The sequence below is a fragment of the Flavobacterium sp. GP15 genome, assembly GCF_014281985.1.
Taxonomy (GTDB): domain Bacteria; phylum Bacteroidota; class Bacteroidia; order Flavobacteriales; family Flavobacteriaceae; genus Flavobacterium; species Flavobacterium pygoscelis.
Genome location: NZ_JACFTC010000001.1, coordinates 866,207 through 888,296, shown reverse-complemented (window position 1 = coordinate 888,296; position 22,090 = coordinate 866,207). Strand labels below are relative to the sequence as shown.

At 33.0% G+C, this 22,090-nt stretch carries 17 protein-coding genes; 13 read left to right on the top strand and 4 right to left on the bottom strand.

The features are described from left to right. Positions 1 to 16: 16 nt before the first annotated feature. From H2650_RS03980 to H2650_RS03960, 5 genes are all read left to right on the top strand, one after another. On the top strand, positions 17 to 1,063 hold the full coding sequence (locus H2650_RS03980) for a hypothetical protein (protein ID WP_188049454.1): 1,047 nt from the start codon (positions 17 to 19) through the stop codon (positions 1,061 to 1,063). A gap of 101 nt (positions 1,064 to 1,164) precedes the next feature. Further along, entirely contained in the window at positions 1,165 to 2,145 is a 981-nt protein-coding gene (locus H2650_RS03975; RefSeq protein ID WP_188049453.1) for a hypothetical protein, read from the top strand. Between the two features lie 230 nt (positions 2,146 to 2,375). After that, positions 2,376 to 4,328 (top strand): PKD domain-containing protein, encoded by a 1,953-nt coding sequence (locus tag H2650_RS03970; RefSeq protein WP_188049452.1) that lies wholly within the window; start codon positions 2,376 to 2,378, stop codon positions 4,326 to 4,328. A 176-nt stretch (positions 4,329 to 4,504) separates the two neighbouring features. After that, positions 4,505 to 7,036 carry a CHAT domain-containing protein gene (locus H2650_RS03965; RefSeq protein WP_255462789.1) on the top strand — a complete coding sequence of 844 codons (2,532 nt, stop codon included), beginning with the start codon at positions 4,505 to 4,507 and terminating at the stop codon, positions 7,034 to 7,036. 336 nt (positions 7,037 to 7,372) lie between these two features. Continuing rightward, complete coding sequence (locus tag H2650_RS03960; protein ID WP_188049450.1) at positions 7,373 to 7,813, top strand: retropepsin-like aspartic protease; 441 nt, start codon at positions 7,373 to 7,375, stop codon at positions 7,811 to 7,813. A gap of 60 nt (positions 7,814 to 7,873) precedes the next feature. Here H2650_RS03960 and odhB read toward each other — a convergent pair whose 3' ends face one another. Together odhB and H2650_RS03950 are read right to left on the bottom strand one after the other, a co-directional pair. Then, positions 7,874 to 9,103, bottom strand: a complete 1,230-nt coding sequence (gene odhB, locus H2650_RS03955; protein WP_188049449.1) for a 2-oxoglutarate dehydrogenase complex dihydrolipoyllysine-residue succinyltransferase — start codon at positions 9,101 to 9,103, stop codon at positions 7,874 to 7,876. Between the two features lie 160 nt (positions 9,104 to 9,263). After that, positions 9,264 to 12,038: a 2-oxoglutarate dehydrogenase E1 component gene (locus H2650_RS03950; RefSeq protein WP_188049448.1), complete on the bottom strand. Its 2,775-nt coding sequence runs from the start codon at positions 12,036 to 12,038 to the stop codon at positions 9,264 to 9,266. 118 nt (positions 12,039 to 12,156) lie between these two features. Here H2650_RS03950 and H2650_RS03945 point away from each other — a divergent pair, with 118 nt between their 5' ends. Continuing rightward, complete coding sequence (locus tag H2650_RS03945; protein ID WP_188049447.1) at positions 12,157 to 12,699, top strand: hypothetical protein; 543 nt, start codon at positions 12,157 to 12,159, stop codon at positions 12,697 to 12,699. Positions 12,700 to 12,755: 56 nt separating this feature from the next. Here H2650_RS03945 and H2650_RS03940 read toward each other — a convergent pair whose 3' ends face one another. Continuing rightward, complete coding sequence (locus H2650_RS03940; RefSeq protein ID WP_188049446.1) at positions 12,756 to 13,109, bottom strand: hypothetical protein; 354 nt, start codon at positions 13,107 to 13,109, stop codon at positions 12,756 to 12,758. Positions 13,110 to 13,197: 88 nt separating this feature from the next. Next, positions 13,198 to 14,172 (bottom strand): polyprenyl synthetase family protein, encoded by a 975-nt coding sequence (locus H2650_RS03935; RefSeq protein ID WP_188049445.1) that lies wholly within the window; start codon positions 14,170 to 14,172, stop codon positions 13,198 to 13,200. A gap of 265 nt (positions 14,173 to 14,437) precedes the next feature. Between H2650_RS03935 and H2650_RS03930 the strand changes: the two genes are divergently transcribed. The 7 genes from H2650_RS03930 (at position 14,438) to H2650_RS03900 (ending at position 22,027) form a co-directional block, all read left to right on the top strand. Next, complete coding sequence (locus H2650_RS03930; RefSeq protein WP_188049444.1) at positions 14,438 to 14,959, top strand: YceI family protein; 522 nt, start codon at positions 14,438 to 14,440, stop codon at positions 14,957 to 14,959. A 132-nt stretch (positions 14,960 to 15,091) separates the two neighbouring features. Then, positions 15,092 to 15,688, top strand: coding sequence for a TetR/AcrR family transcriptional regulator (locus H2650_RS03925; protein ID WP_188049443.1), 597 nt, complete (start codon positions 15,092 to 15,094; stop codon positions 15,686 to 15,688). Then, the gene (locus H2650_RS03920) at positions 15,688 to 17,052 is read left to right on the top strand and encodes a TolC family protein (RefSeq protein WP_188049442.1); all 1,365 of its coding nucleotides are present in this window, start codon (positions 15,688 to 15,690) and stop codon (positions 17,050 to 17,052) included. The genes H2650_RS03925 and H2650_RS03920 overlap by 1 nt, the downstream gene beginning before the upstream one ends. A 4-nt stretch (positions 17,053 to 17,056) precedes the next feature. Next, on the top strand, positions 17,057 to 18,124 hold the full coding sequence (locus H2650_RS03915) for an efflux RND transporter periplasmic adaptor subunit (RefSeq protein ID WP_188049441.1): 1,068 nt from the start codon (positions 17,057 to 17,059) through the stop codon (positions 18,122 to 18,124). Between the two features lie 45 nt (positions 18,125 to 18,169). Next, complete coding sequence (locus H2650_RS03910) at positions 18,170 to 21,346, top strand: efflux RND transporter permease subunit (RefSeq protein ID WP_188049440.1); 3,177 nt, start codon at positions 18,170 to 18,172, stop codon at positions 21,344 to 21,346. Between the two features lie 172 nt (positions 21,347 to 21,518). After that, positions 21,519 to 21,716 carry a hypothetical protein gene (locus H2650_RS03905; protein ID WP_188049439.1) on the top strand — a complete coding sequence of 66 codons (198 nt, stop codon included), beginning with the start codon at positions 21,519 to 21,521 and terminating at the stop codon, positions 21,714 to 21,716. Beyond that, positions 21,704 to 22,027, top strand: coding sequence for a hypothetical protein (locus tag H2650_RS03900; RefSeq protein ID WP_188049438.1), 324 nt, complete (start codon positions 21,704 to 21,706; stop codon positions 22,025 to 22,027). The genes H2650_RS03905 and H2650_RS03900 overlap by 13 nt, the downstream gene beginning before the upstream one ends. The last annotated feature ends 63 nt before the right edge of the window (positions 22,028 to 22,090 follow it).

The window sequence follows — 22,090 nt, the reverse complement described above, 5'->3', positions numbered from 1 at the left end:
TTTAAAATTAGAAATCATGAAAAAAAACAACTACACTAGGAATCTTTTACAAATTCGTAAAAATTCTACTCGCCTTTTCTTTTCGCTTATTGTATCTATTTTCTTTTTCAGTTGTGATACACAAGATGAAAAACCTGCCGGATGTGCCGATGTCGAAATATTAGGTTACAATATAGAACAAGGATCTCAAACTGGCAATTTTGGTTCTTCACTAAATTCTTTAGCTGTACCAAATTTCACAGTACTTGCCGCGGTTACACAACCCGTAACCTTTCAATCTTCGGGAACAAATAATGCCGTTTTTAATCCTATGACAAATGAATACCTATTAATTTCTGGTGAAAAAGGAATACTAACAAAAGTGAACACTGCAACAAATACTTCTAGCGCAACTGCTATTCCTTTATATTCAAACACTACCTTATTGTATCGAGTGGTTAATGCACCCGTAATTGTTGGCGGCGTTCTCTATTATGGTTGCTACGATTTTACAAATCAAATCTTCTCCTTGGTAGATGCTAATTTTAATATTATTCCAAGTTCTTCAACTCCAATTCCTCAAAACACATTAGCGGGTTATAATTTGCAAACCTTTACGGCGGCAACAGATGGTGTAAATGCGATTTATTTTTTATTAGGAAACCGAATCATTACTTACAACAATTCAAATATATCAACTGCAATCGTTTCGGCTGCGATAGCCTTACCAGCTGGTGGAAGTAGCGGATTATCCTTTATTTCTTTAGAGTTCAAACAAACAAACATCCTTTATGCCATAATGGAAGACGCCGGAGTTTCGAACTCAAAATTGTATGAACTAAATGTTTCAAACCCATTACTAATCTCAAAAACACCTATTTATAGCTTTGCATTTAATATAAATTCTGAATTCTATAGTACCGTTTATGACGACTGTAACAAAATATTTTATGTTTCTACATTACAAGGAATCTCTGGCTATCCAAACGGACAAATCAGCAAAATAGATGTTTCTGGAACTCCAACTTTGTTAAGCACTACTCCTACAACCTTTGTAGAATTAGGACTAACACTAAAAAAATAAAAAATAGGGGTAACAAAAACACAATGCTATTGATATACCTATATAATTCAAAAATGAGAGTCCTAAGAGTACTCCGTAAAACAACCTAAAAACTAGAAATTATGAAATCAAATTTAAAAAACATCAGTCTGTTAATCTTAGCTACTATTCTATCGGTAAGCTGTAATGAAGATAACAATGACACTTTAACGACAGTACCAACCGCAACAAAATTTGCTACTGTGCGTAAAGCAGCATTAGATAAAATGACCCAGAAATTTACAATTACAGCAGGATCTGGCGTGACTACACTAACTTCGGCTAATGGAGTAAAAATAAATATAAACGGAAATTGCTTAACCAAAAACGGAAATCCCGTGACAGGAATAGTTGACATCGAATATGTAGAAATCTTCAAAAAAGGAAATATGTTAGTGACTAACAAACCTACGATGGGAATTATGCCAAATGGCGACAGAGCGCTACTAATCTCAGGCGGAGAATTCTTCATCAAAGCAACTCAAGGCGGAGTAGATTTAGCCACAGGCTGTAATATGTCATTACAAGTTCCCACAAATTTAACTGGTGGACTGGATAATGCCATGATATTATGGAACGGAATTATAGATGCTAACGGTAATTTAGCATGGAAAAATGCAGTTGATGCTACAGGAGCAAATGGCGGACAAGGAGGAGTAAAAGGCGAAGGAAATAATTACTTCGTAAGTTTTGGTCACTTTGGTTGGACTAATGTGGATCGTTTTTATAGTGATCCTAGACCAAAAACTACAATTTTAGTAGCTGCACCACAAGGATACGACAATACAAATAGTGCCATTTATCTTTCTTATGATGGCGAAGGTCAAAATGCTTTAGCACACCTAGACACCTTTACAACCGCAGGGTTGTTTAGCGAACATTATGGTCAAATTCCAATAGGTTTAGCTTGTCACGTTATTTTTGCTACCGAAGATAACGGACAATGGAGATATGCTATCAAAGCCGTAACTGTACAAGCAAATGACATTTACACCTTTACTTTATCCGAGACTACCGTAGGAAGTGAAGCTCAACTAATAGCCGCAATCAATGCAATACAATAACTTACACTAACATTTTTTTGTAAAGTGGTGATTTGCTCACCACTTTTTTCTATATTTAAATGATTTTCAAATCAATACAAATTAATTCTAATGAATAAATAAGCTAATTATCTGGAGCTATTCCTGCTATTCGTTACAATCTTTTTAGTAACATTACAGTACCGAAACCGGCACTGTAATGTTACTAAAAAGGATTTTCACTGCTATCAGGGCTAAAAAAACATCCGATTATGAGAACATTTTTAGTAATTTTAATCTGCTTTTGCACTCATACAAGTTTTTCGCAAACTAAAGTAAAAGACACCATCACCCGACGCGCCACTATTCTTTACAATCAAAACGGAAATAGGGTTTCATACAAACCAGAAACACCACCATTAATACCCATTGCTGGAGCGCCAAAACCCAGCTTTTCTTATTTATGGGAACTTGGAGATGGACATTATAGCAAAGAAGCCGAACCCAAACACGTTTATAAAAACAAAGGAACTTATAACGCCAGACTCACCGTAACTAACAATTACGACAATGGGAAACCACCTGCAACACGACCTAAAAAAGTAGTTATCAACGAGATTTCTAGTACAGAATATAAAGACATCGCTTCGATAGCGGAACAAAACGGATTTTCCATTCAAAAAAATTGCGATCCCATTCCAGAGCAAGAAATAGTTGTAATCTTAAGTTATCAAAATCTCGAAAACTATGTTAGTAATGGTAAATTATATTTGTTTTACAACGAAAAGCAATTTAAGAATAAAAATTTCGAATTAGTCGATTTTAGAGCACATGCTGGCGAGAGAGAAATCAAAGAAAACAACATTGCAGCGATAAACGATCTTGAAAATTCTGGTTCTTATTTAGCTTCTAGCGAAAATTCGGCTCCAGCCAAAAAACACAACTACACAGCTACGGAAGAAGATCTAGAGACCACTTTAAAAACGGCATACGAAAACTTTACAGATGTTTCTATATTAGAATTTGACGACTGCAACCCATTAGAAACGCGAAATATTTTTTATACATTCCGAACAACGCCCGAAATGATAAAAGATACTAGTGCCACGGTAACCATGCGCGGTATATTTATCCCCAATCGAAGTTTTAAAAACCACAAAATAAAAAACTTAGAAATGGAAATTGTCACTTCACACGATCCAAATAAAATGGGCTCTAATGGCAGTTTTATGAATTATAGATTGGTCCGTTTTAAAAGAGTTAATTTTAAAACTCGTTTTCAAAACAACGGAGAAGGTCCCGCTCGACTAATACGTTTAGAAACTGACATACCTGATATGTTTGATAAAAAAACATTTCAAATTGAGGATATGTACCCCAAATGTCCTATTTGTCCAAAAGATGAAATTCCCACTACAAGTTGTTTAGACACTATTATTAAACAAAAACAAATCATATTTACTTTCAAGAATATCTATTTGCCTGGAAGCGAGCAAAAAAATGTAAAAGAAAAAGACAGCACCAAAGGATTTGTAAAATATTCAATGAAATTCAATGAGGATTTCCACAAAATAAAGACAAAGAGTCGAACAGCGATTATCTTTGATAAAAACGAACCAATCATTACTAATTACGCCACGACGCGCTTCCTTCCTGGAATTTCTATTGGTGCAAAAGCAGGTTACAATTTATACCCTAGATTAAAAAATTCTAAAAGCTATTTTGCTGGCGCCACCATTTCTCCTTTTAAATCGTACCGTTTCTATTGGCAAGCAGAGTTTGTTAACAGTTTGCATACTTATGATAGTAAAATAAAAATAGCCGAAGATTTTTTAGACAATCCTAATGGAACAAGACAGCTACAGCGCACCACAACACAAAATAGTTATAGTAATATAAATTGGGAAATTCCAGTTTTAATACGTTACAACATCAATAATTATATAGGAATTGGAGCTGGTGTACAAGTAAATACAAATGCATCAGAAAAACAAAAACAAGAAATAACTATAGAGACTTTTGAAAGTGTCAAGGGTAATTTTTTGATCAATACAAAAAATGATTCGGCTTCAAATTCTACTACATTTGGCAATTTCAAAACAGGATTGCTTTTTGACTTAACACTTGGCGCAGCAAGAATAGGCCCTAGTTTAGGAGCGAGATATGTGGTAAATTTCAAAGAAAACTTTAACTATTTTCAGTTTTATGGAATATGGAAATTCTAACATTCTTAAAGCATAACAAAGATTTGTCATTCCTAATAAGGAGGTTTTTCAATAAATGGTATTTTTACTATACTAGCATTAAAACTTACTGCCAATCCATTTTTAGTGTTTTCCTATTTCTTATTTCATTTTCAATTTCAGCACAAAAATCGGTTTTTCAAGAAGATAAAATATACTTGGCCGTAGATAGCTTTGTAACAAATCCTACTGAAGAAAATTTAAATGAATTAGCACTTTTTTCTCAAAATATTTTTCCAAAATTGGACTTAAAAAACAAAGACGAATTACTGTCTTTCGTTATTTTAAATTGCAACAAAGGCTATTATGAGAACCAATTTGGCAAAATAAACAAAGCAATTTACAGCTATGAAAAAGCGTGGCGAATGTATCAAACCAATAATTTAAAAAATTATGAAATAGTTGAATTCTGTTTAAAGCCACTTGGAAATTTATACACTACTATTGGTGATTATGATAATGCTGAAAACACAATAAAACAATATTATTATATTGCGACAAAAAGCCATAATGAACAACAGCAATATGCGGCAGTACTCAATCTGTCAAATGTTTATCAAAATACAGGAAGAATAAATGAGGCAATTGATTTGCTTGAAAAAACGATTCATTCACAAAAACTAAGTGACAATCAGAAAGGAAATTTATATAATAATTTAGGCTCTAATTATTTATTACAAAAATATAGTCCTACAAGTTCTGAAAGTAATAACAATGCTGAAAAAGCCTTTTTAAAAGCACTTTCGTTATTAGAAAAAGATAAAACTAACAATGAGTCTTTGGTGAATACCTATCGTAATTTATCAAACTTAAAATTACAACACAACGATACTAAAACAGCTTTAGCATATTTTGAGAAGGCTAAAAATACCTTTGAAAAAATTCGCAATGACAATCCAAGAAAAAAAGCGCAACTTTATTACGACCAAGCCAATCTTCTTTTTAGAACTGGGAATATAAAGTATGCTAGCGCGTTAATTTCAGAAATTTTTAGAAATTTAATTCCTAATTATTCTAATCATGTCAATCAATTACCGCAACAAAAATCTCTTTATACAGAAACCGTTTTACTGGATGCTTTAGATTTACAAGCAGCAATTTACGAAACAGAAAACCAACCTGAAAAAGCACTTCAAAGTTATAAACTCGCTTTTTATATAGAGGAACTCTTTCAGTCCTTACTTATTTATGAAAACTCTAAAATAATTAGCCAAATACGAAATCGGAATCGTACTGAAAAATGCCTTGCTATTTATGAATCTTTATTTAAAAAAGACACCAAATTAATTCACCTAGAAAATGCGTTTTTACTAACTGAAGAGACAAAATCTGCTGTTTTAAGGCAAAGTTTAGTCACTTTTAAAAACCAATCAGCGATTCAAAAACATATTTCTGAAAAACTGCAGATAGGAAACAACTTCATCTTAAAGGAACAACAAAAAGGCAATTTAGCTGATATTACAAAAATTAACGAAGCCATTAAAAAACAAAATAAATGGATGTTGCAACTAAAACAAACGGCACCAGAAGCAGAAAAAAAAGTAAACCCAAAGCTATTATTAGCTGATTTGTATAATAAGCTAGAGAAAGACAAAACCATATTGGTTGAATATTTTTCTGGAATTGAAAAAATGTATTCTTTTACGATAGAAGATAAAAAAATACACTTCAATTCTTTTAGTAACAACGCCAATACTTCTGCCAAAATCACGCAGTTCATCGACTTTTTCAATGAGGCAAATGCTATTGCAAATGCACCAAATAAATATAATGCTACTGGTAATATTGCTTATGAATTATTGAAATTACCGAAAAATTCTGAATATAAAAATTTATTAATAATTCCTGATGGTCTATTGTATTTTTTACCTTTTGAAGCTTTAATTACAAAACCTTCCGCAACCACCAATTTCGCTAAAATGAATTATTTGCTTCTGGACTACAACATCTGTTATCAAAATTCAGCACAGTTCTATTTAGCTTCAAGCACGAAAAAAAAGCAAGAAAGTGTTCTAGGTATCTTTCCCGTATTTGACAAAACATCTTATGCCTTAACTTACTCCAAGGACGAAATGCAATACATTCAAAAAAAATTTGAAGGAAATTATTTGGAAAACAGCAAAGCTACATTTGCTAATTTCAAAAAAAATGCAAATAACTATTCGATTATTCATCTTTCTACGCACGCCTCTTCCGGCGATCTCGAAACTCCCGCTAGTATTAAGTTTTACGATCAAGAAATCCTTTACTCAGAGTTATACTATTTAAATATTCATCCCGATTTAGTGGTTTTAAGTGCTTGTGAAACTGGAATTGGAAAATTATTTAAATCGGAAGGAGCCATGAGCGTTGCAAGAGGATTTCAATTGGCTGGAGCACAAAATTTATTGTTTTCCTTATGGAAAGTAAACGATTACACTACTTCAGTCTTCATGGATTTGTTTTATAAAAACATCAAAAACAAGCAATCTTATCTAGAAGCGAATGCCAATGCTAAAAGAGAATTTTTACAAAACACTTCAATTTCAAACGCTAAAAAATCACCTTATTATTGGAGTGCATTTGTTTATTATGGTACTATTGAGAGTTCAGAAAACAATAATTACTTATTGTATTCGCTGTTATTTCTAAGCGGAATTGGATTACTTTTTGGGTCAATCTATTTCTTTCGAAAACAAGAAAAAAAATAGAAAAGACTAAGTTAAAATAGACAAAAACACTATTTTCTTAAAGTATCTTTGTTGATAAGCTAGTTAAAATCATAGGGCATTTTTATTTTTGGGTAAGGTTTCAAAAATCTTTTAGGTCTATTTTAAAAGAAATACCTACAAGCTCGGAAAAAGACCTTCCAGGAAAAAATATATTTAGTGAATAATGTGAATTTAGGGTAAAAAACAAAACTTAGTAATGAACCGATTAAATCTATGAATTTTTGAAACCTCATAAGCTTTGACATGAAATTCAACTTTTGATTGGCCTAAAACCTTTAGTGAATTCATACCCATAGAAAAATAATAATACCACAAATGAAAAACCTACACGATATCCTCAAAAAGGAAAACTATAAAAAAGTTAAATTTAAGATTACCAAGACCCAACATCTTTTGATAAAAGCTAAAATAAATGGTGTTTTAGGCAATTTTATTTTAGACACCGGAGCCTCTAATAGTTGCATCGGATTTGAAAGTGTAGATTTCTTCATATTGGAAGCTAAAAAATCAAAAACAAAAGCTGCTGGTGCTGGAGCAACAGGAATGTTTACCCAAATGGCCACAGGAAACCATTTGCAATTAGGCCAGTGGAAAGATACTTCTTTTGATCTCGTCATATTTGACTTGTCACATGTTAATGAAGCACTTATGCAGTATAAAGCAAAACCAGTTCATGGCATTATTGGCGCTGATATTCTAATGAAAGGAAAAGCAATTGTAGATTACTACAACCATTATTTGTATTTGTTGAAATAAAAAAAATCCCATTTAACAATTTTTGTCAAATGGGATTTTAAAATTATAAAAAAACAATTACTACAATTCGAATGCTTTTTTAGGATTGTTATCCAATAACAATTCCATTGGGTTTTCTAGAGCTTCTTTTACTGCTACTAAGAAACCAACTGACTCACGACCGTCAATAATTCTGTGGTCATAAGAAAGTGCTACGTACATCATTGGGTGAATTTCTACTTTACCATTTACAGCAATAGGACGCTCGATAATGTTGTGCATTCCAAGGATTCCGGATTGTGGAGGATTGATAATTGGAGTAGATAACATAGAACCAAATACACCACCATTAGTGATTGTAAACGTTCCACCTGTCATATCATCCACTGTAATTTGTCCGTCACGTGCTTTAATCGCTAATCTTTTGATATCAGCTTCTACACCACGGAAAGTCAAATTCTCAGCGTTGCGAACAACAGGAACCATTAATCCTTTTGGTCCTGAAACCGCAATAGAAATATCGCAAAAATCGAAAGCAATCTTATGATCGCCATCCATCATTGAGTTTACGTCTGGATATAATTGTAAGGCTCTAGTAACTGCTTTTGTAAAGAAAGACATATATCCTAGACCTACACCATTATGTTTTGCCTTGAAGGCATCTTTATATTCATTACGAATCAAGTTGATTGGCGTCATGTTCACTTCGTTGAAAGTAGTTAACATAGCCGTTTCGTTTTTAGCAGCCACTAATCTTTCGGCAACTTTACGACGCAACATTGATAATTTAGTTCTTTCTGAACCACGAGATCCACCAGTAGGAGTTCCCATTGATGGTACTGCATTTACAGCATCATCTTTAGTAATTCTTCCGTCTTTACCAGTTCCTGTTATAGAAGCTGGAGCTATATTTTTCTCGTCTAATATTTTTCTTGCAGCTGGAGATGGAGTTCCAGAAGCATAAGTTGTAGTGGCTGCTGGAGCTGCTTTTGGCGCTTCTGCTTTCACTTCTGCTTTTGGTGTTTCTACCGCTTTTGCAACTTCAGCTGCTGGTGCATCACCTGATGGTTTTGCAGCTGCTGTATCGATGTGACATACTACTGCTCCTACTGCAACAGCATCACCTTCTTCTGCTTTTAACGTAATAATTCCGCTAGCTTCTGCTGGCAATTCTAGTGTTGCTTTGTCTGAATCAACCTCAGCAATTGCTTGGTCTTTCTCAACATAGTCTCCGTCTTTTACTAACCAAGTTGCAATTTCAACTTCTTTGATTGATTCCCCTGGTGATGGGACTTTCATTTCTAAAATCATGTTCTATTATTTTAAATTATGAATTTTAATTTTATGTAACTGTTGTAAAACAACGTGTATTTACTCTTTATACTTTTTTAGCCCTGATAGTAGCGGCATCCTTTTTCTTTTTCCTTAAAAAGAAAAAGATACAGCGGATAGCAGGAAACAGCTCCTTATATTATCTAAATAAATCTTTATCAAATACCATTTGAATGGCATCTGCATGACGACGTTTTGCACGGGTATAACTTCCTGAAGCAGGAGCAGCATACGCTTTTAACGAAGCTAATCTCCATTTTACAAGGTCGAAATTCATTAACATAAAGCTATAAGCTCCCATATTTTTAGGCTCCTCTTGTGCCCAAACGTAATCATCAGCATTTGGATAGCGTGCAATAATCTCTTTTAATTGCTCTACTGGAAGTGGGAACAATTGTTCGATTCTTACTACAGCCACATCTTTGCGCCCGTTATTTTCTCTTTCAGCGGTGATGTCATAATAAAATTTACCGGTACAGAAAACTAATGTTTTCACGTCCGCTTTATTTACGGTTTCGTCATCAAAAGTTTCTTGGAACGATCCGTTAGTAAAATCTTCTATTGGAGAGACACATCTTGGATCACGCAACAAACTCTTTGGTGTAAATACAACAAGTGGTTTACGGAAAGTTGTTTTCATTTGTCTTCTTAACAAGTGAAAGAAGTTGGCTGGCGTAGTACAATCTGCTACATACATATTGTGTCTAGCACAAAGTTGCAAGTATCTTTCCATTCTTGCTGAAGAGTGCTCTGCTCCTTGCCCTTCGTATCCGTGAGGCAATAATAAAACAATTCCGTTTTGGTTGTTCCATTTATCTTCTCCACAAGAAATATATTGGTCAATCATAATTTGGGCTCCGTTAGAGAAATCTCCAAATTGTGCTTCCCAAATTGTTAATGTATTTGGATTCGTTAATGCATAACCATAATCAAAACCTAATACTCCGTATTCTGACAATAAGGAATTAAAGACATTGAATTTTCCTTTTTTACCTTCTAGATTATTGATAAGAATTACTTCTTCTTCAGAATCTTCAACTTTTACAACAGCATGGCGGTGAGAAAAAGTTCCTCTTTCTACATCTTGTCCAGAAATACGAACGTCGTATCCTTCCTGTAACAATGATCCGTAAGCTAAGTGTTCTGCCATTCCCCAGTCTAATTTATTGGTGTCAAAAAACATTGTTTTTCGATCGTTAATTAGTTTCTGGATTTTGTTTATGAATTTTTTATCTGTTGGCAAATTACAAACTGCATTGGCAACAGTTGTAAGTCCTTCTTTAGTAAATGAAGTATCTACTTTTTGAAGCATTTCTACATTAGAAACTCTTGTAAAACCTTCCCATTCATTTTGCATAAATGGAGTGATAATCGTTAAATCTTTTTTACGTGATTCTTCAAGATTCACTTCAAGATTAGATTTATATTCTACCTCTAATCCTTTTACAAAAGTAGAATCAATTACTCCTTCAGCTAATAATTTATCCGCATAAATATCTCTTGGATTTTCATGCTTAGCAATTAATTTATAAAGTACGGGTTGGGTAAAACGAGGTTCATCACCTTCATTGTGTCCGTATTTTCTATATCCTAATAAATCGATAAATACGTCGCTACCAAATTGCATTCTGTAATCTAAAGCAAAAGACATGGCGTGTACAACCGCTTCTGCATCATCTGCATTAACGTGTAGCACTGGCGAAAGGGTAACTTTAGCCACATCCGTACAATATTTAGACGATCTTGCGTCTAAATAATTAGTAGTAAAACCAACTTGGTTATTAATTACAATATGTATTGTTCCTCCAGTTTTATATCCATCTAACTGTGCCATTTGCACAATTTCGTATAAAATTCCTTGTCCAGCAATTGCAGCATCACCGTGAACGGCAATAGGCAATACTTTAGAAAAGTCATTAGGGAAATATTTATCTTGTTTTGCTCTAGTAATACCCTCAATAACAGCCCCTACAGTTTCTAGATGTGAAGGATTTGGCGCTAGATTAATGTTTATAGTTTTTCCAGATTTAGTTACTTTTTCAGCAGTTAATCCTAAGTGGTATTTTACATCACCATCAAAATACTCTTGATCGTAATCTTTACCATCAAATTCTCCAAAAATATCTTGAGTAGATTTTCCGAAGATATTTGCTAACACATTTAAACGACCACGGTGTGCCATTCCCATAACAAATTTCTCAACTCCTTTTTCAGCTGCTTTTTCAATCAAAGCATCTAGTGCAGGAATGATAGATTCTCCACCTTCCAAAGAAAAACGTTTTTGTCCTACATATTTAGTATGCAAGAAGTTTTCAAAAGAAACCGCTTCATTTAATTTGTAAAGAATAGATTTTTTTTCTTCGTTAGAAAATTTAGGTTGGTTATCATTAACGCCTATTTTCTTTTGAATCCATGACACCACTTCTGGATTACGAATATACATATACTCGACACCAATGTGCTGACAATAAATAGAGTCTAAATGATTTATAATTTCCTGAAGAGTACAAGGGGAAATATTAATCGCTTTAGCGGCATCAAAAACTGTGTTTAAATCTGTTGATGAAAGTCCAAAATTAGCAATATCAAGTGTTGGCGATGCTGAACGTCTCTCTCTTACGGGATTTGTTTTAGTAAACAAATGTCCACGGGAACGATAGCCATCAATTAATTTTAATACATTAAATTCTTTTTGAAGTTTATCAGAAACCAAACTGCAATCGGTATTGCTTGCGGCAAAATTTGCAATCTGCTCTACTTTGTTTTCGTCATTATAAGTTGTCATTCCAAAGTCGAAACCTTGAAAAAAACTTCTCCAACTAGGCTCAACGCTATCTGGATTTTCTAAATATTGATCGTATAATTGAGCGAAAAATTCGGTGTGTGCTGCGTTTAAAAATGAAAACCTATCCATAATATTGAGTGAATATACTTTATTGTTAAAATAGTTTGGCAAAAGTACAATAATACAATAAGTTTATACTTTTTTTTAAGATACTTTTACATTGAATGTTGTTAAAAATTTAAAACTCATGAAAAAGAGATACATTTTAGAGAATTCCAAGTCTTTATTAGTGCTATTAGTACTGTTTTTTTCCAGTTGTGTTTTTGCACAACAAAATAATACATCTCCCATAATGGAAAATCAGTTTTGGAAAAACGTTCAATTTGGTGGTGGTTTAGGCTTAGGTTTTGGATCTGGTTACACCGATATTTCTGTAGCGCCAAGTGCAATTTATAACTTTAATGAATATGTTGCTTTAGGTATTGGTGCTCAATACAAATACTTAAAACAAAAAGATTATTATGCTTCTCATTTGTATGGCGGGAGTTTGATTGCCTTGCTAAATCCTATTAGGGAAATTCAGTTATCGGCTGAATTAGAACAACTAAGAGTCAACGTAAATCTAGAGGGTTCCAATAGCAACTCATTGGATTATTGGAATACTGGTTTATTTGTTGGTGCGGGTTACCGCTCTGGAAGCGCAACAATTGGGGCACGCTACAACGTTTTGAATGATAAAAACGGGATTTACGGCAGTGCCTTTATGCCTTTTGTGAGGGTTTATTTTTAATAGCATCTTACCGATTAGTAAAAACAAAGGAAAATAGACCATTAAAGGTTTATGCTTTAACGGTATTTATTTCTAAACCATACTTTTTGCCATTCTCTTTTTAAAATTAAAAAAGCAACTTGCTCAGCTAAAACTACTAAATCAGATCCGTCTAGTTTTTTTATTTCTTCTTCAGAAACATCAATTATATAAAGTAAATTAAGGTATTCAGCAAATTTATATTGAATAAGTCGATACACTTTTTCGTGCAATTGAATTTTCAACTCACTAGGCGTAATACTTAAAGGAAAATCTATCGCTTCGTTCGCCAAATTAAAATCTTTATTAAGTTGTTCGACTAACTTAAGATATAAAGTTTCTTTTTCTGCTTCTGATAATAAGGAATCCGTATTGATTGGAGCTATATACATGTAATTTTTGATTTAAGATCGCAGTTTTTAGTTTTTTGATTTACAAAATTCACAATCCTAATTAAAATTGATTTTGCTGTTGTTTTATTTACACTTTTCTTCCCATTAAATTTTCACCAAACGCTTTTAACATCTCTTTTTTGTCAGCACTAATGTTCATTTTATCCAAGGTTTGAAAAGCTTTAAAAGTAAAATCGTGAATTGCATCTTGAGTGGACTGAGAAGCTCCAGAAGTATTAAAAAGCGCTTTTACAACAGCTATTTTATCTGAGCTATCTTCGGGATGAATAGAAAACAAACGACTTAATTCGGCAGCATCTTCTTCATTTGAAAAAGCCATTGCTTTGAGGTACAAATAAGTTTTTTTATTTTCGATAATATCTCCACCTACTTGTTTACCAAAGGTTTCTGGATTACCAAACGCATCTAAATAATCATCTTGCAATTGAAAAGCCAAACCTAAATTTAAACCAAAATCATATATTAAATTGGCATTTTCTTCTGAGGTTTCTGCTATAATAGCCCCCATTTTCATAGCCGCAGCAACAAGAACAGCAGTTTTGTATTGAATCATTTTTAGATATTCTGGAATGGTAACATCATTACGACTTTCAAAATCAACGTCCCATTGTTGTCCCTCACAAACTTCCAGTGCAGTTTTACTGAACAATTTTGCTAAATCTCTAAAAACAACTGGCTCGTATTGCTCAAAATACTGATACGCTAATATTAGCATTGCATCACCAGATAAAATCCCAGTATTCAAATCCCATTTTTCATGTACTGTTTCCTGACCTCTTCGCAAAGGTGCGTCATCCATGATATCATCATGAACTAAGGAAAAGTTATGAAAAACTTCTACTGCTAGAGCCGCAGGAAGTGCTTTTTTATAATCAGTATCAAATACTTCGGCAGCCATTAAGGTAAGAACTGGTCGGATTCTTTTTCCACCAAGGTCTAAAATATAATGTATGGGTTCGTATAAATTTTTAGGTTCTTTAGATTCGTACTGAGATTGTAAATAATCAGAAAGAAATTCTTGATACTGATAAATAGTATGCATTATTTTTTTGTTTAAAGTTTACAGTATAAAAAAATCAGCAAATGCTACTTCATTTTTACTCTATTTACCGCAAAGAAACTCAAAAAACTTCAAACTTGAAACTTTAAAATTTTGCAAATGTTAAAAAAAATAAAAATACACAGGAAACTTGTTGGGTATTCAAAGTTTCCGTTTTACATTTGCACGAAAATTAACAATTGACCGACTTGCGATTTACCTAAATGAAAGAGTGATCAATTATATGCTAAAATATAATAATGAAATTATGAAAACGAAATGGACAATTGATTCCAGCCAATCTGATGTTTTAATCAAAATGAGACACTCAATAATAGCTTACTTAGCAGGTAATATTAACAAATTTAACGGTCATATCGACATTGATAATAATGAGATAGAAGATGCTTCTCTAGAATTTTCGTTAGATGTTAATAATAAAGACACGAAATTGGAGCAGATTGACACTCACTTGAAAATGAATGATTTGTTTGATGTCAATGAATATCCTATTATTAGTTTTAAATCGACTTCATTTGAAAAAATAAATAAGAATATTAATTTTTTAAAAGGCAACTTAACTATAAAAAACATTACTCGAACAGTAGAACTTGATGCTGAATTTATGGGAATCAATGCCTACAATGGCGACGAAAAAGCAGCATTTGAAATAACAGGAAAAATAAACCGAAAAGATTTTGGTCTTACCTTCAATTCTTTCAACCAAACTGGCGGAATAGCTTTAGGTCAAGATATTAAGCTTATTGCAAATCTTGAATTTACAGTTTAAAATAGCAGACGATCAAATGTTAAATAATTGTAAATTTTACGGAAACTATTTTAGTTTTCAAAGTTTCCTTCTTACATTTGCCAAAGATTTTAACTCAATTAAAAAATACTGAAATTATTTCAGCATCTAAAAATGAAAGAAAAAATTATATCTAAAGCTAGCGAAATGTTTTTAAAATTAGGTTTTAAAAGCGTTACCATGGATGATATTGCTGGCGAAATGTGTATTTCTAAAAAAACAATTTATAAATATTTTTGCAACAAAGAAATACTCATCGCCGAAAGTACCGAAACAGTACACAAACAAATTCATGAGATCATTGACACCATTATTTCAAAAAATTACAATGCAATCGAGGAGAATTTTGAAATTAGAAAAATGTTTAAGGAGATGTTTCAATCCTCAGACAACTCACCTATTTATCAATTAAAAAAACATTATCCAGAAGTATACACAACAGTAATGGATCGTGAAATTAGAGAATGTAACACTACTTTTGAAAAAAATATAATAAAAGGAATTCAACAAGGGTTGTATAGAGAAAGCATTAATATCAAAAACTACATTCAATTTTATTACCATCTTGTTTTTACTATTAGAGAAAACATAAGCTCTGAAAAAGAAAGTCAGAAAATCGAATTAGAAATTTTAGAATACCATACAAGAGCAATGGCAACCGCTGCCGGATTAATCGAATTAGAAAATCAATTACTAAACTATACTATATAATGAAGAGAATAATTTTAATAACCATACTAACTTTTGCAATTTCAGCTCAGTCTCAAACTGTGACTCCTGCTGAAACTGGTCTTGTAAAGACGCTAACGTTAAAGGAAGCGATTCACTACGCTTTAGAAAATAAAGCGGAAGCTAAAAAATCTAAACTTCAGGTAGAAAACAGCGAATATCAAATTCAGGAAGTACGTTCTAGAGCGCTACCTCAAATATCCGCAAATGGAAGTTTGACTTACAATCCTGTGATTCAAACTACTGTAATTGATGGTGCTGGATTTGGACAACCAGGAACCGTTATACAAGCCGCTTTTGGACAAAAATGGAGTTCGACTGCAGGAGTTTCATTAACACAAGCCATCTTTGATCAATCTGTTTTTACAGGTTTGAAGGCAGCAAAATCGACTAGAGAGTTTTATCAAATTAATAATCAATTGACAGAGGAACAAGTAATTGAGCGCGTTGCAAACAATTATTATCAAGTCTATGTGCAGCGTCAAAAATTAATTGTTATCGATAGTACTTTTAAAAACACTACTAAAGTAAAAGACATTATAAAAGGACAATTTGATAATGGTTTAGCTAAGAAAATTGATTTAGACCGAATTTTAGTAAAAATATCAAACATCAATACGATGCGTCAGCAAGTATTGAATGCAGTACAAATTCAGGAAAACGCATTGAAATTTTACATGGGTATGCCTATAGAAACTCAAATTGAGATTCCACAAACTGCTTTTGAAGTAAGTCCACAATCACTATCTGAAGTTCCTAACACAGCCAATAGAACAGAGTATTTACTTTTGAAAAAACAAGAAGAGCTTTTAAACTTTCAGAAAAAATCTATCGAAGCGGCTTACTATCCAACATTATCCTTGAGTGCAGGCTATAATTATATTGGTCAAGGACCTAAAATGCCAATTGGTGCTAAACCATCTGATGGCGTATATTGGTCTGATTTCTCGTCTATTGGTTTGAATCTTAGAGTTCCTATCTTTACAGGTTTTAGCACTCGTGCCAAAGTAAGACAAGCTGATGTAGAACTAAAATCGGTTAAAGTAGGTCTTGATGATACAAAACTTGCGCTAGATTTGGCTTTTGCTAATGCTAAAACGCAAATTGATAATAGCTTAATCACAATTACCAATCAAAAAGATAATGCACAGTTAGCGAAAGAAGTTTTAGACAACACTAGAAATAACTATTTACAAGGTCTTGCCTCGTTAACTGATTTACTAGATGCAGAAAATTCATTAACAGAAGCACAGAACAATTATACCTCAGCAATATTAGATTACAAGCTGGCAGAAATTCAATTAATCAAATCAAAAGGAGAATTAAAATCATTATTAAATAACTAGTAACATGAAAAAAATTATAATAACCGTACTAATAATTGCAGTATCACTAGGAGCAATCGCATTAGTTTTGACCAATAACAAGAAAGAAAACGAAGCTAAAATTGCTGTTGTTGCAGAGAAAAACACAACAGTATCGGTTAGAACTGCTACCGTAAAAACGGAAGAAGTTTCATTAGATTTTACATCAAATGGAAATTTTGAACCTGTACAAGAATTAAAATTTTCTGCTGAGAAATCAGGTAAAATTACAAATGTTCTTGTAAAAGAAGGAGATTATGTTTCTGTAGGACAAACGCTTGCCATTGTTAGAAGCGACGCTATAAATGTAAGTGCTCAAAATGCAAATGCAGTATATCAAAATGCAGCTTCAGATTACAGCCGATTTGAGAATGCTTTCAAAACAGGCGGTGTTACTAAACAACAATTAGACCAAGCTAAACTAGCGATGGTAAATGCTAAATCTCAATTGACTCAAGCTAACATTAACGTTGGTGATACCCGAATTAAAGCACCAATAAGTGGTTATATTAATGCTAAATATATAGAAATAGGATCAATTGTAACAGGAATGCCTGCTACTCAATTATTTGATATTGTAAATGTTTCTAAATTAAAACTAAAAGTAAATGTAAGCGAAAGCCAAGTAGCAAGTTTAAAAGTAGGAAGCGCCACTAATGTAAAAGCAAGCGTTTATCCTGATAAAACATTTTCAGGTAAAATTACTTTTATTGCAGCAAAAGCAGACGAGAGTTTAAACTTCCCAGTTGAAATTGAAATTACCAATAATGCATCTGCTGACTTAAAAGCAGGTATGTATGGAACGGCAGAATTTTCATCAAGCAGACAAAAACAATCTTTAAAAATTGTTCCAAGAAATGCCTTTGTAGGAAGTGTAAGTAGCAACCAGATTTTTGTTATCGAAAACGGAACAGCAAAATTAAAAACAGTTACTGCTGGTAGAATTCTTGGTGATCAAGTCGAAATTCTAGAAGGATTAAATGATGGTGAAACTGTAATTATCACAGGTCAAATTAACCTTCAGGACGGAACAAAAGTGGAAGTTATAAAATAAGCTATTGGCTTTGAGCTATTAGTTAGCTACATAAAAAATATAAATATGAAATTAGCAGAAATATCCATAAAACGTCCGTCGCTGATCATTGTATTATTTACAATTTTGACACTTGGTGGGCTTTACAGTTATAGTAATTTAGGTTACGAATTGATTCCGAAATTTGAAACTAACGTAATTTCGATTGCAACAATTTATCCGGGTGCTTCGCCAAATGAGGTAGAAAATTCCGTGACTAAGAAAATAGAGGATGCAATCGCTTCATTAGAAAATATTAAAAAAATAGATTCTAAATCGTACGAAAGCTTATCTACGGTTGCCATTACATTGACTTCTACAGCCGATGTTAACATATCGATGAACGATGCACAACGTAAAATAAATGCCATTATTAGTGATTTACCAGACGATGCTGAAACACCCTCTTTAAGTAAATTCTCTCTGAGTGATTTACCTATTATGACTTTAGGTGCTTATGCAAAAATGGATGAAGTTGCCTTTTACGATTTGATTGATAAAAAGTTAGTTCCGGTTCTTTCTCGTGTTCAAGGTGTTGCTCAAGTAAACATCATTGGTGGTCAAGAAAGAGAAATTCAAGTTAATCTTGATGCGACGAAAATGCAAGCTTACGGACTTTCTATTCCGCAAGTGCAACAAAATATTTTATCTTCTAACTTGGATTTCCCAACAGGAAACATCCAAACGCGTGAACAAAAAATATTAATTCGTTTGGCAGGGAAATACAAAAGTGTTGACGAATTAAGAAACCTAATTGTATCGTCTAAAAACGGAATTCAAATCCGTCTAAAAGACATTGCTGATGTACAAGATACTCAGAAAATTACAGAGAAAATAGCTCGTGTAAACCAAAAAAGTGCAATTGTTTTACAAATCATCAAACAATCGGATGCGAATGCGGTTGCAGTAAGTGAAGAAGTAATCAAAACCATTGCTAAACTAGAAAACGATTATAAAACGAGTAGTTTAAAACTACAAGTAGCAAAAGACAGTTCTGTTTTTACGTTAATGGCTGCTGATGCCGTTGTACACGATTTACTTATAGCAGTGCTTCTAGTAGCTTTAGTAATGTTGTTTTTCTTGCATAGTATTAGAAACTCGTTAATCGTAATGGTTACGATTCCAGCTTCGTTAATTGCTACTTTTATCGGTATTTACTTGATGGGGTATACCTTAAACTTAATGAGTTTATTAGGACTATCGCTCGTGGTTGGTATTCTGGTCGATGATGCCATTGTGGTACTTGAAAATATCTACAGGCACATGGAAATGGGTAAGAACAAAGTTCGTGCTGCGTATGACGGAACAGCCGAAATTGGTGGAACCGTGGTATCTATTACCTTAGTAATTGTGGTGGTATTCTTGCCTATCGCAATGAGTACAGGATTAGTTTCGAACATTATTACACAATTTTGTGTTACTGTAATTATATCTACTTTATTATCATTACTTGCTTCGTTTACCATCATTCCTTGGTTGTCGTCTCGATATGGTAAATTAGAACATATTCAAGGAAAAAATCTTTTTGGACGTATTATTCTTGGTTTCGAAAGTTATTTAACTCGTTTTACCAACTGGATTTCTGGATTGTTAACGTGGTGTTTAGATCATTATATTAAAACGATCTTAGTGGTTCTAGTAATTTTCTTTACTTCGACCGTAGGATTATTAGGTGGTGGTTTTATTGGTGGTGAGTTCTTTGCAGCATCAGATAGTGGTGAGTTTTTAGTTCAAATTGAAATGCCAAAAGACGCCTCATTAGAACAAACCAATTTCATGACTCAAAAAGCAGAAGAGTTTTTGAGCAAGGAAGAATATGTATTCAGTCAAATTGCAACTGTAGGTCAAACTAGTGGTGGACTTGGAGCTGCTCAAGCTACCGCTTACAAATCTGAGATTAACGTTAAAATGGTTGATTTAGACAAACGTAGCGAAGCTGCAAATGTGTATGCAGCCAAAACAAAACGTAAACTAGAGAAAATACTAGTTGGTGCCAAAGTTAAAACGGTTCCAGTAGGTATTTTAGGAACGGCAGAAGATGCTACTATTGGTCTGATCGTGACAGGTCCTGATGTAGAGAGCGCTATGAAATTTGCAAAAGCAGCCGAAAAAGAATTACGTACTATTCCGGGTGCTACAGAAATCGAATTATCTGTAGAAGATGGAAATCCTGAAGTAAACGTAAAAGTAGACCGTGATAAAATGGCTGCACTAGGTTTAAGTTTACAAAGCGTAGGTATGACGATGCAAACTGCTTTTAGCGGAAACACCGATGGAAGATATAGAGCAGGTGAATACGAATATGATATTAACATCAAGTACAATGCTTTCGACAGAAAAAGTATTGCAGATGTAAGTAATTTAATTTTCATAAATGACCAAGGTCAGCAAATTAAGTTAAGTCAATTTGCCTCTGTAAACGAAGGTTCAGGCCCAAGTCAATTAGAGCGAAGAGACAAATCAGCTTCTGTAACCGTAAAATCTCAAAATGTTGGAGTACCATCAGGAACTATTGTATCGCAATGGGAGCAAAAAATTGAAAAATTGAACAAACCAACAGGTGTAAACTACATTTGGGGTGGACAAAAAGAAAACGAAACCGAAGGTTTTGGAACACTTGGAGTCGCTTTATTAGCTGCAATTATATTAGTTTATCTAGTTATGGTATCGTTATATGATAGTTTTGTGCATCCATTCGTAGTATTGTTTGCAATTCCACTTTCGTTTATTGGAGCAATGTTAGCTTTGGCTTTGACCAATAATACATTGAATATCTTTACTATTTTAGGTATCATCATGCTAATTGGTCTGGTTTGTAAAAATGCGATTATGCTTGTCGATTATACCAACCAAAGACGTAAAGCTGGCGAGACAATCAGAACGGCATTAATCCAAGCGAATCATGCGAGGTTACGTCCTATTTTGATGACTACTATTGCAATGGTTTTTGGAATGGTGCCAATTGCCTTAGCTTCTGGAGCTGGAGCAGAATGGAAAAATGGATTAGCTTGGGTAATTATTGGTGGATTAATCTCCTCATTATTCCTAACACTTATCATTGTGCCTGTAATTTATGAAATCATGGAGAAAATTATTGCCAAGTTCTCTAAAGATGAAAAAGTAGATTATGAAGCTGAAATGATTGCTGATTATGACCATCAAGAATTAAGTGAAGATGGATTTAATCCGAAACATACGGTGTAAATTTCTTCTTATAAAAATAAAAACGACCTGTTCATCAGTTTGAGCAGGTCGTTTTGTTTATAATTGATTTTCGCAGCATATTATCTTGCGTCTTTTACAATCACTAAGCATAAATTGAAATTCCTTTTTAAAGTACAAAAATTTGTATATTTGTATACTAAATTGAATAAAGATGAGTGTTATTTCACAAAAATCGGAATTAATAAAATGGATTTCTAGCATAGAAGACCCTTTCATTTTGGAGCAAATAAATCAGTTCAAAAAACAAAAGCAAGTTCAATTTGAAAATGAATTGAAAACGGCAATTTCAGGTGAAGAATTAAAAAAACGTACTACGCATTTTTTAAAATCGCTAGATTGGAAAAAATAAGTATTTACTACAAATCAGAAGTTTCAGACTACATCAATGATTTGATTTATGCTGTTTACAAGGAAAAATATTTTAGTTATTTAGAGAATGCAATCGACTACAAAGATAAAATAATTGATTTTATCGAAAATAATATTGCTCAATTTCCGTACAAGAATACTCCTCTAGAGTTAAATCATTTAGGTTCTAAATACTTGTTTTATAAAAGTAATAACCGAACAACTTGGTTTGTGTTTTTTGAAAACCACAATAATGATTATTTAGTAACTTACATTACGAACAATCACTCACCAACTGCTGGAAAATTATAATTTTGTTAGAGCAGAGGAACTTATTATCTTTTTTAAGTTTACTATTAACAAATCCCTCGGTAG

Bases quoted from the DNA above. Each gene is read 5' to 3' on its own strand.
- H2650_RS03970 (WP_188049452.1), top strand. From the start codon at position 2,376: ATGAGAACATTTTTAGTAATTTTAATCTGCTTTTGCACTCATACAAGT.
- H2650_RS03925 (WP_188049443.1), top strand. From the start codon at position 15,092: ATGAAAGAAAAAATTATATCTAAAGCTAGCGAAATGTTTTTAAAATTA.
- H2650_RS03940 (WP_188049446.1), bottom strand. From the start codon at position 13,109: ATGTATATAGCTCCAATCAATACGGATTCCTTATTATCAGAAGCAGAA.
- H2650_RS03960 (WP_188049450.1), top strand. From the start codon at position 7,373: ATGAAAAACCTACACGATATCCTCAAAAAGGAAAACTATAAAAAAGTT.
- H2650_RS03980 (WP_188049454.1), top strand. From the start codon at position 17: ATGAAAAAAAACAACTACACTAGGAATCTTTTACAAATTCGTAAAAAT.
- H2650_RS03975 (WP_188049453.1), top strand. From the start codon at position 1,165: ATGAAATCAAATTTAAAAAACATCAGTCTGTTAATCTTAGCTACTATT.
- H2650_RS03935 (WP_188049445.1), bottom strand. From the start codon at position 14,172: ATGCATACTATTTATCAGTATCAAGAATTTCTTTCTGATTATTTACAA.
- H2650_RS03930 (WP_188049444.1), top strand. From the start codon at position 14,438: ATGAAAACGAAATGGACAATTGATTCCAGCCAATCTGATGTTTTAATC.
- H2650_RS03915 (WP_188049441.1), top strand. From the start codon at position 17,057: ATGAAAAAAATTATAATAACCGTACTAATAATTGCAGTATCACTAGGA.
- H2650_RS03950 (WP_188049448.1), bottom strand. From the start codon at position 12,038: ATGGATAGGTTTTCATTTTTAAACGCAGCACACACCGAATTTTTCGCT.
- H2650_RS03910 (WP_188049440.1), top strand. From the start codon at position 18,170: ATGAAATTAGCAGAAATATCCATAAAACGTCCGTCGCTGATCATTGTA.
- odhB (WP_188049449.1), bottom strand. From the start codon at position 9,103: ATGATTTTAGAAATGAAAGTCCCATCACCAGGGGAATCAATCAAAGAA.
- H2650_RS03905 (WP_188049439.1), top strand. From the start codon at position 21,519: ATGAGTGTTATTTCACAAAAATCGGAATTAATAAAATGGATTTCTAGC.
- H2650_RS03920 (WP_188049442.1), top strand. From the start codon at position 15,688: ATGAAGAGAATAATTTTAATAACCATACTAACTTTTGCAATTTCAGCT.
- H2650_RS03945 (WP_188049447.1), top strand. From the start codon at position 12,157: ATGAAAAAGAGATACATTTTAGAGAATTCCAAGTCTTTATTAGTGCTA.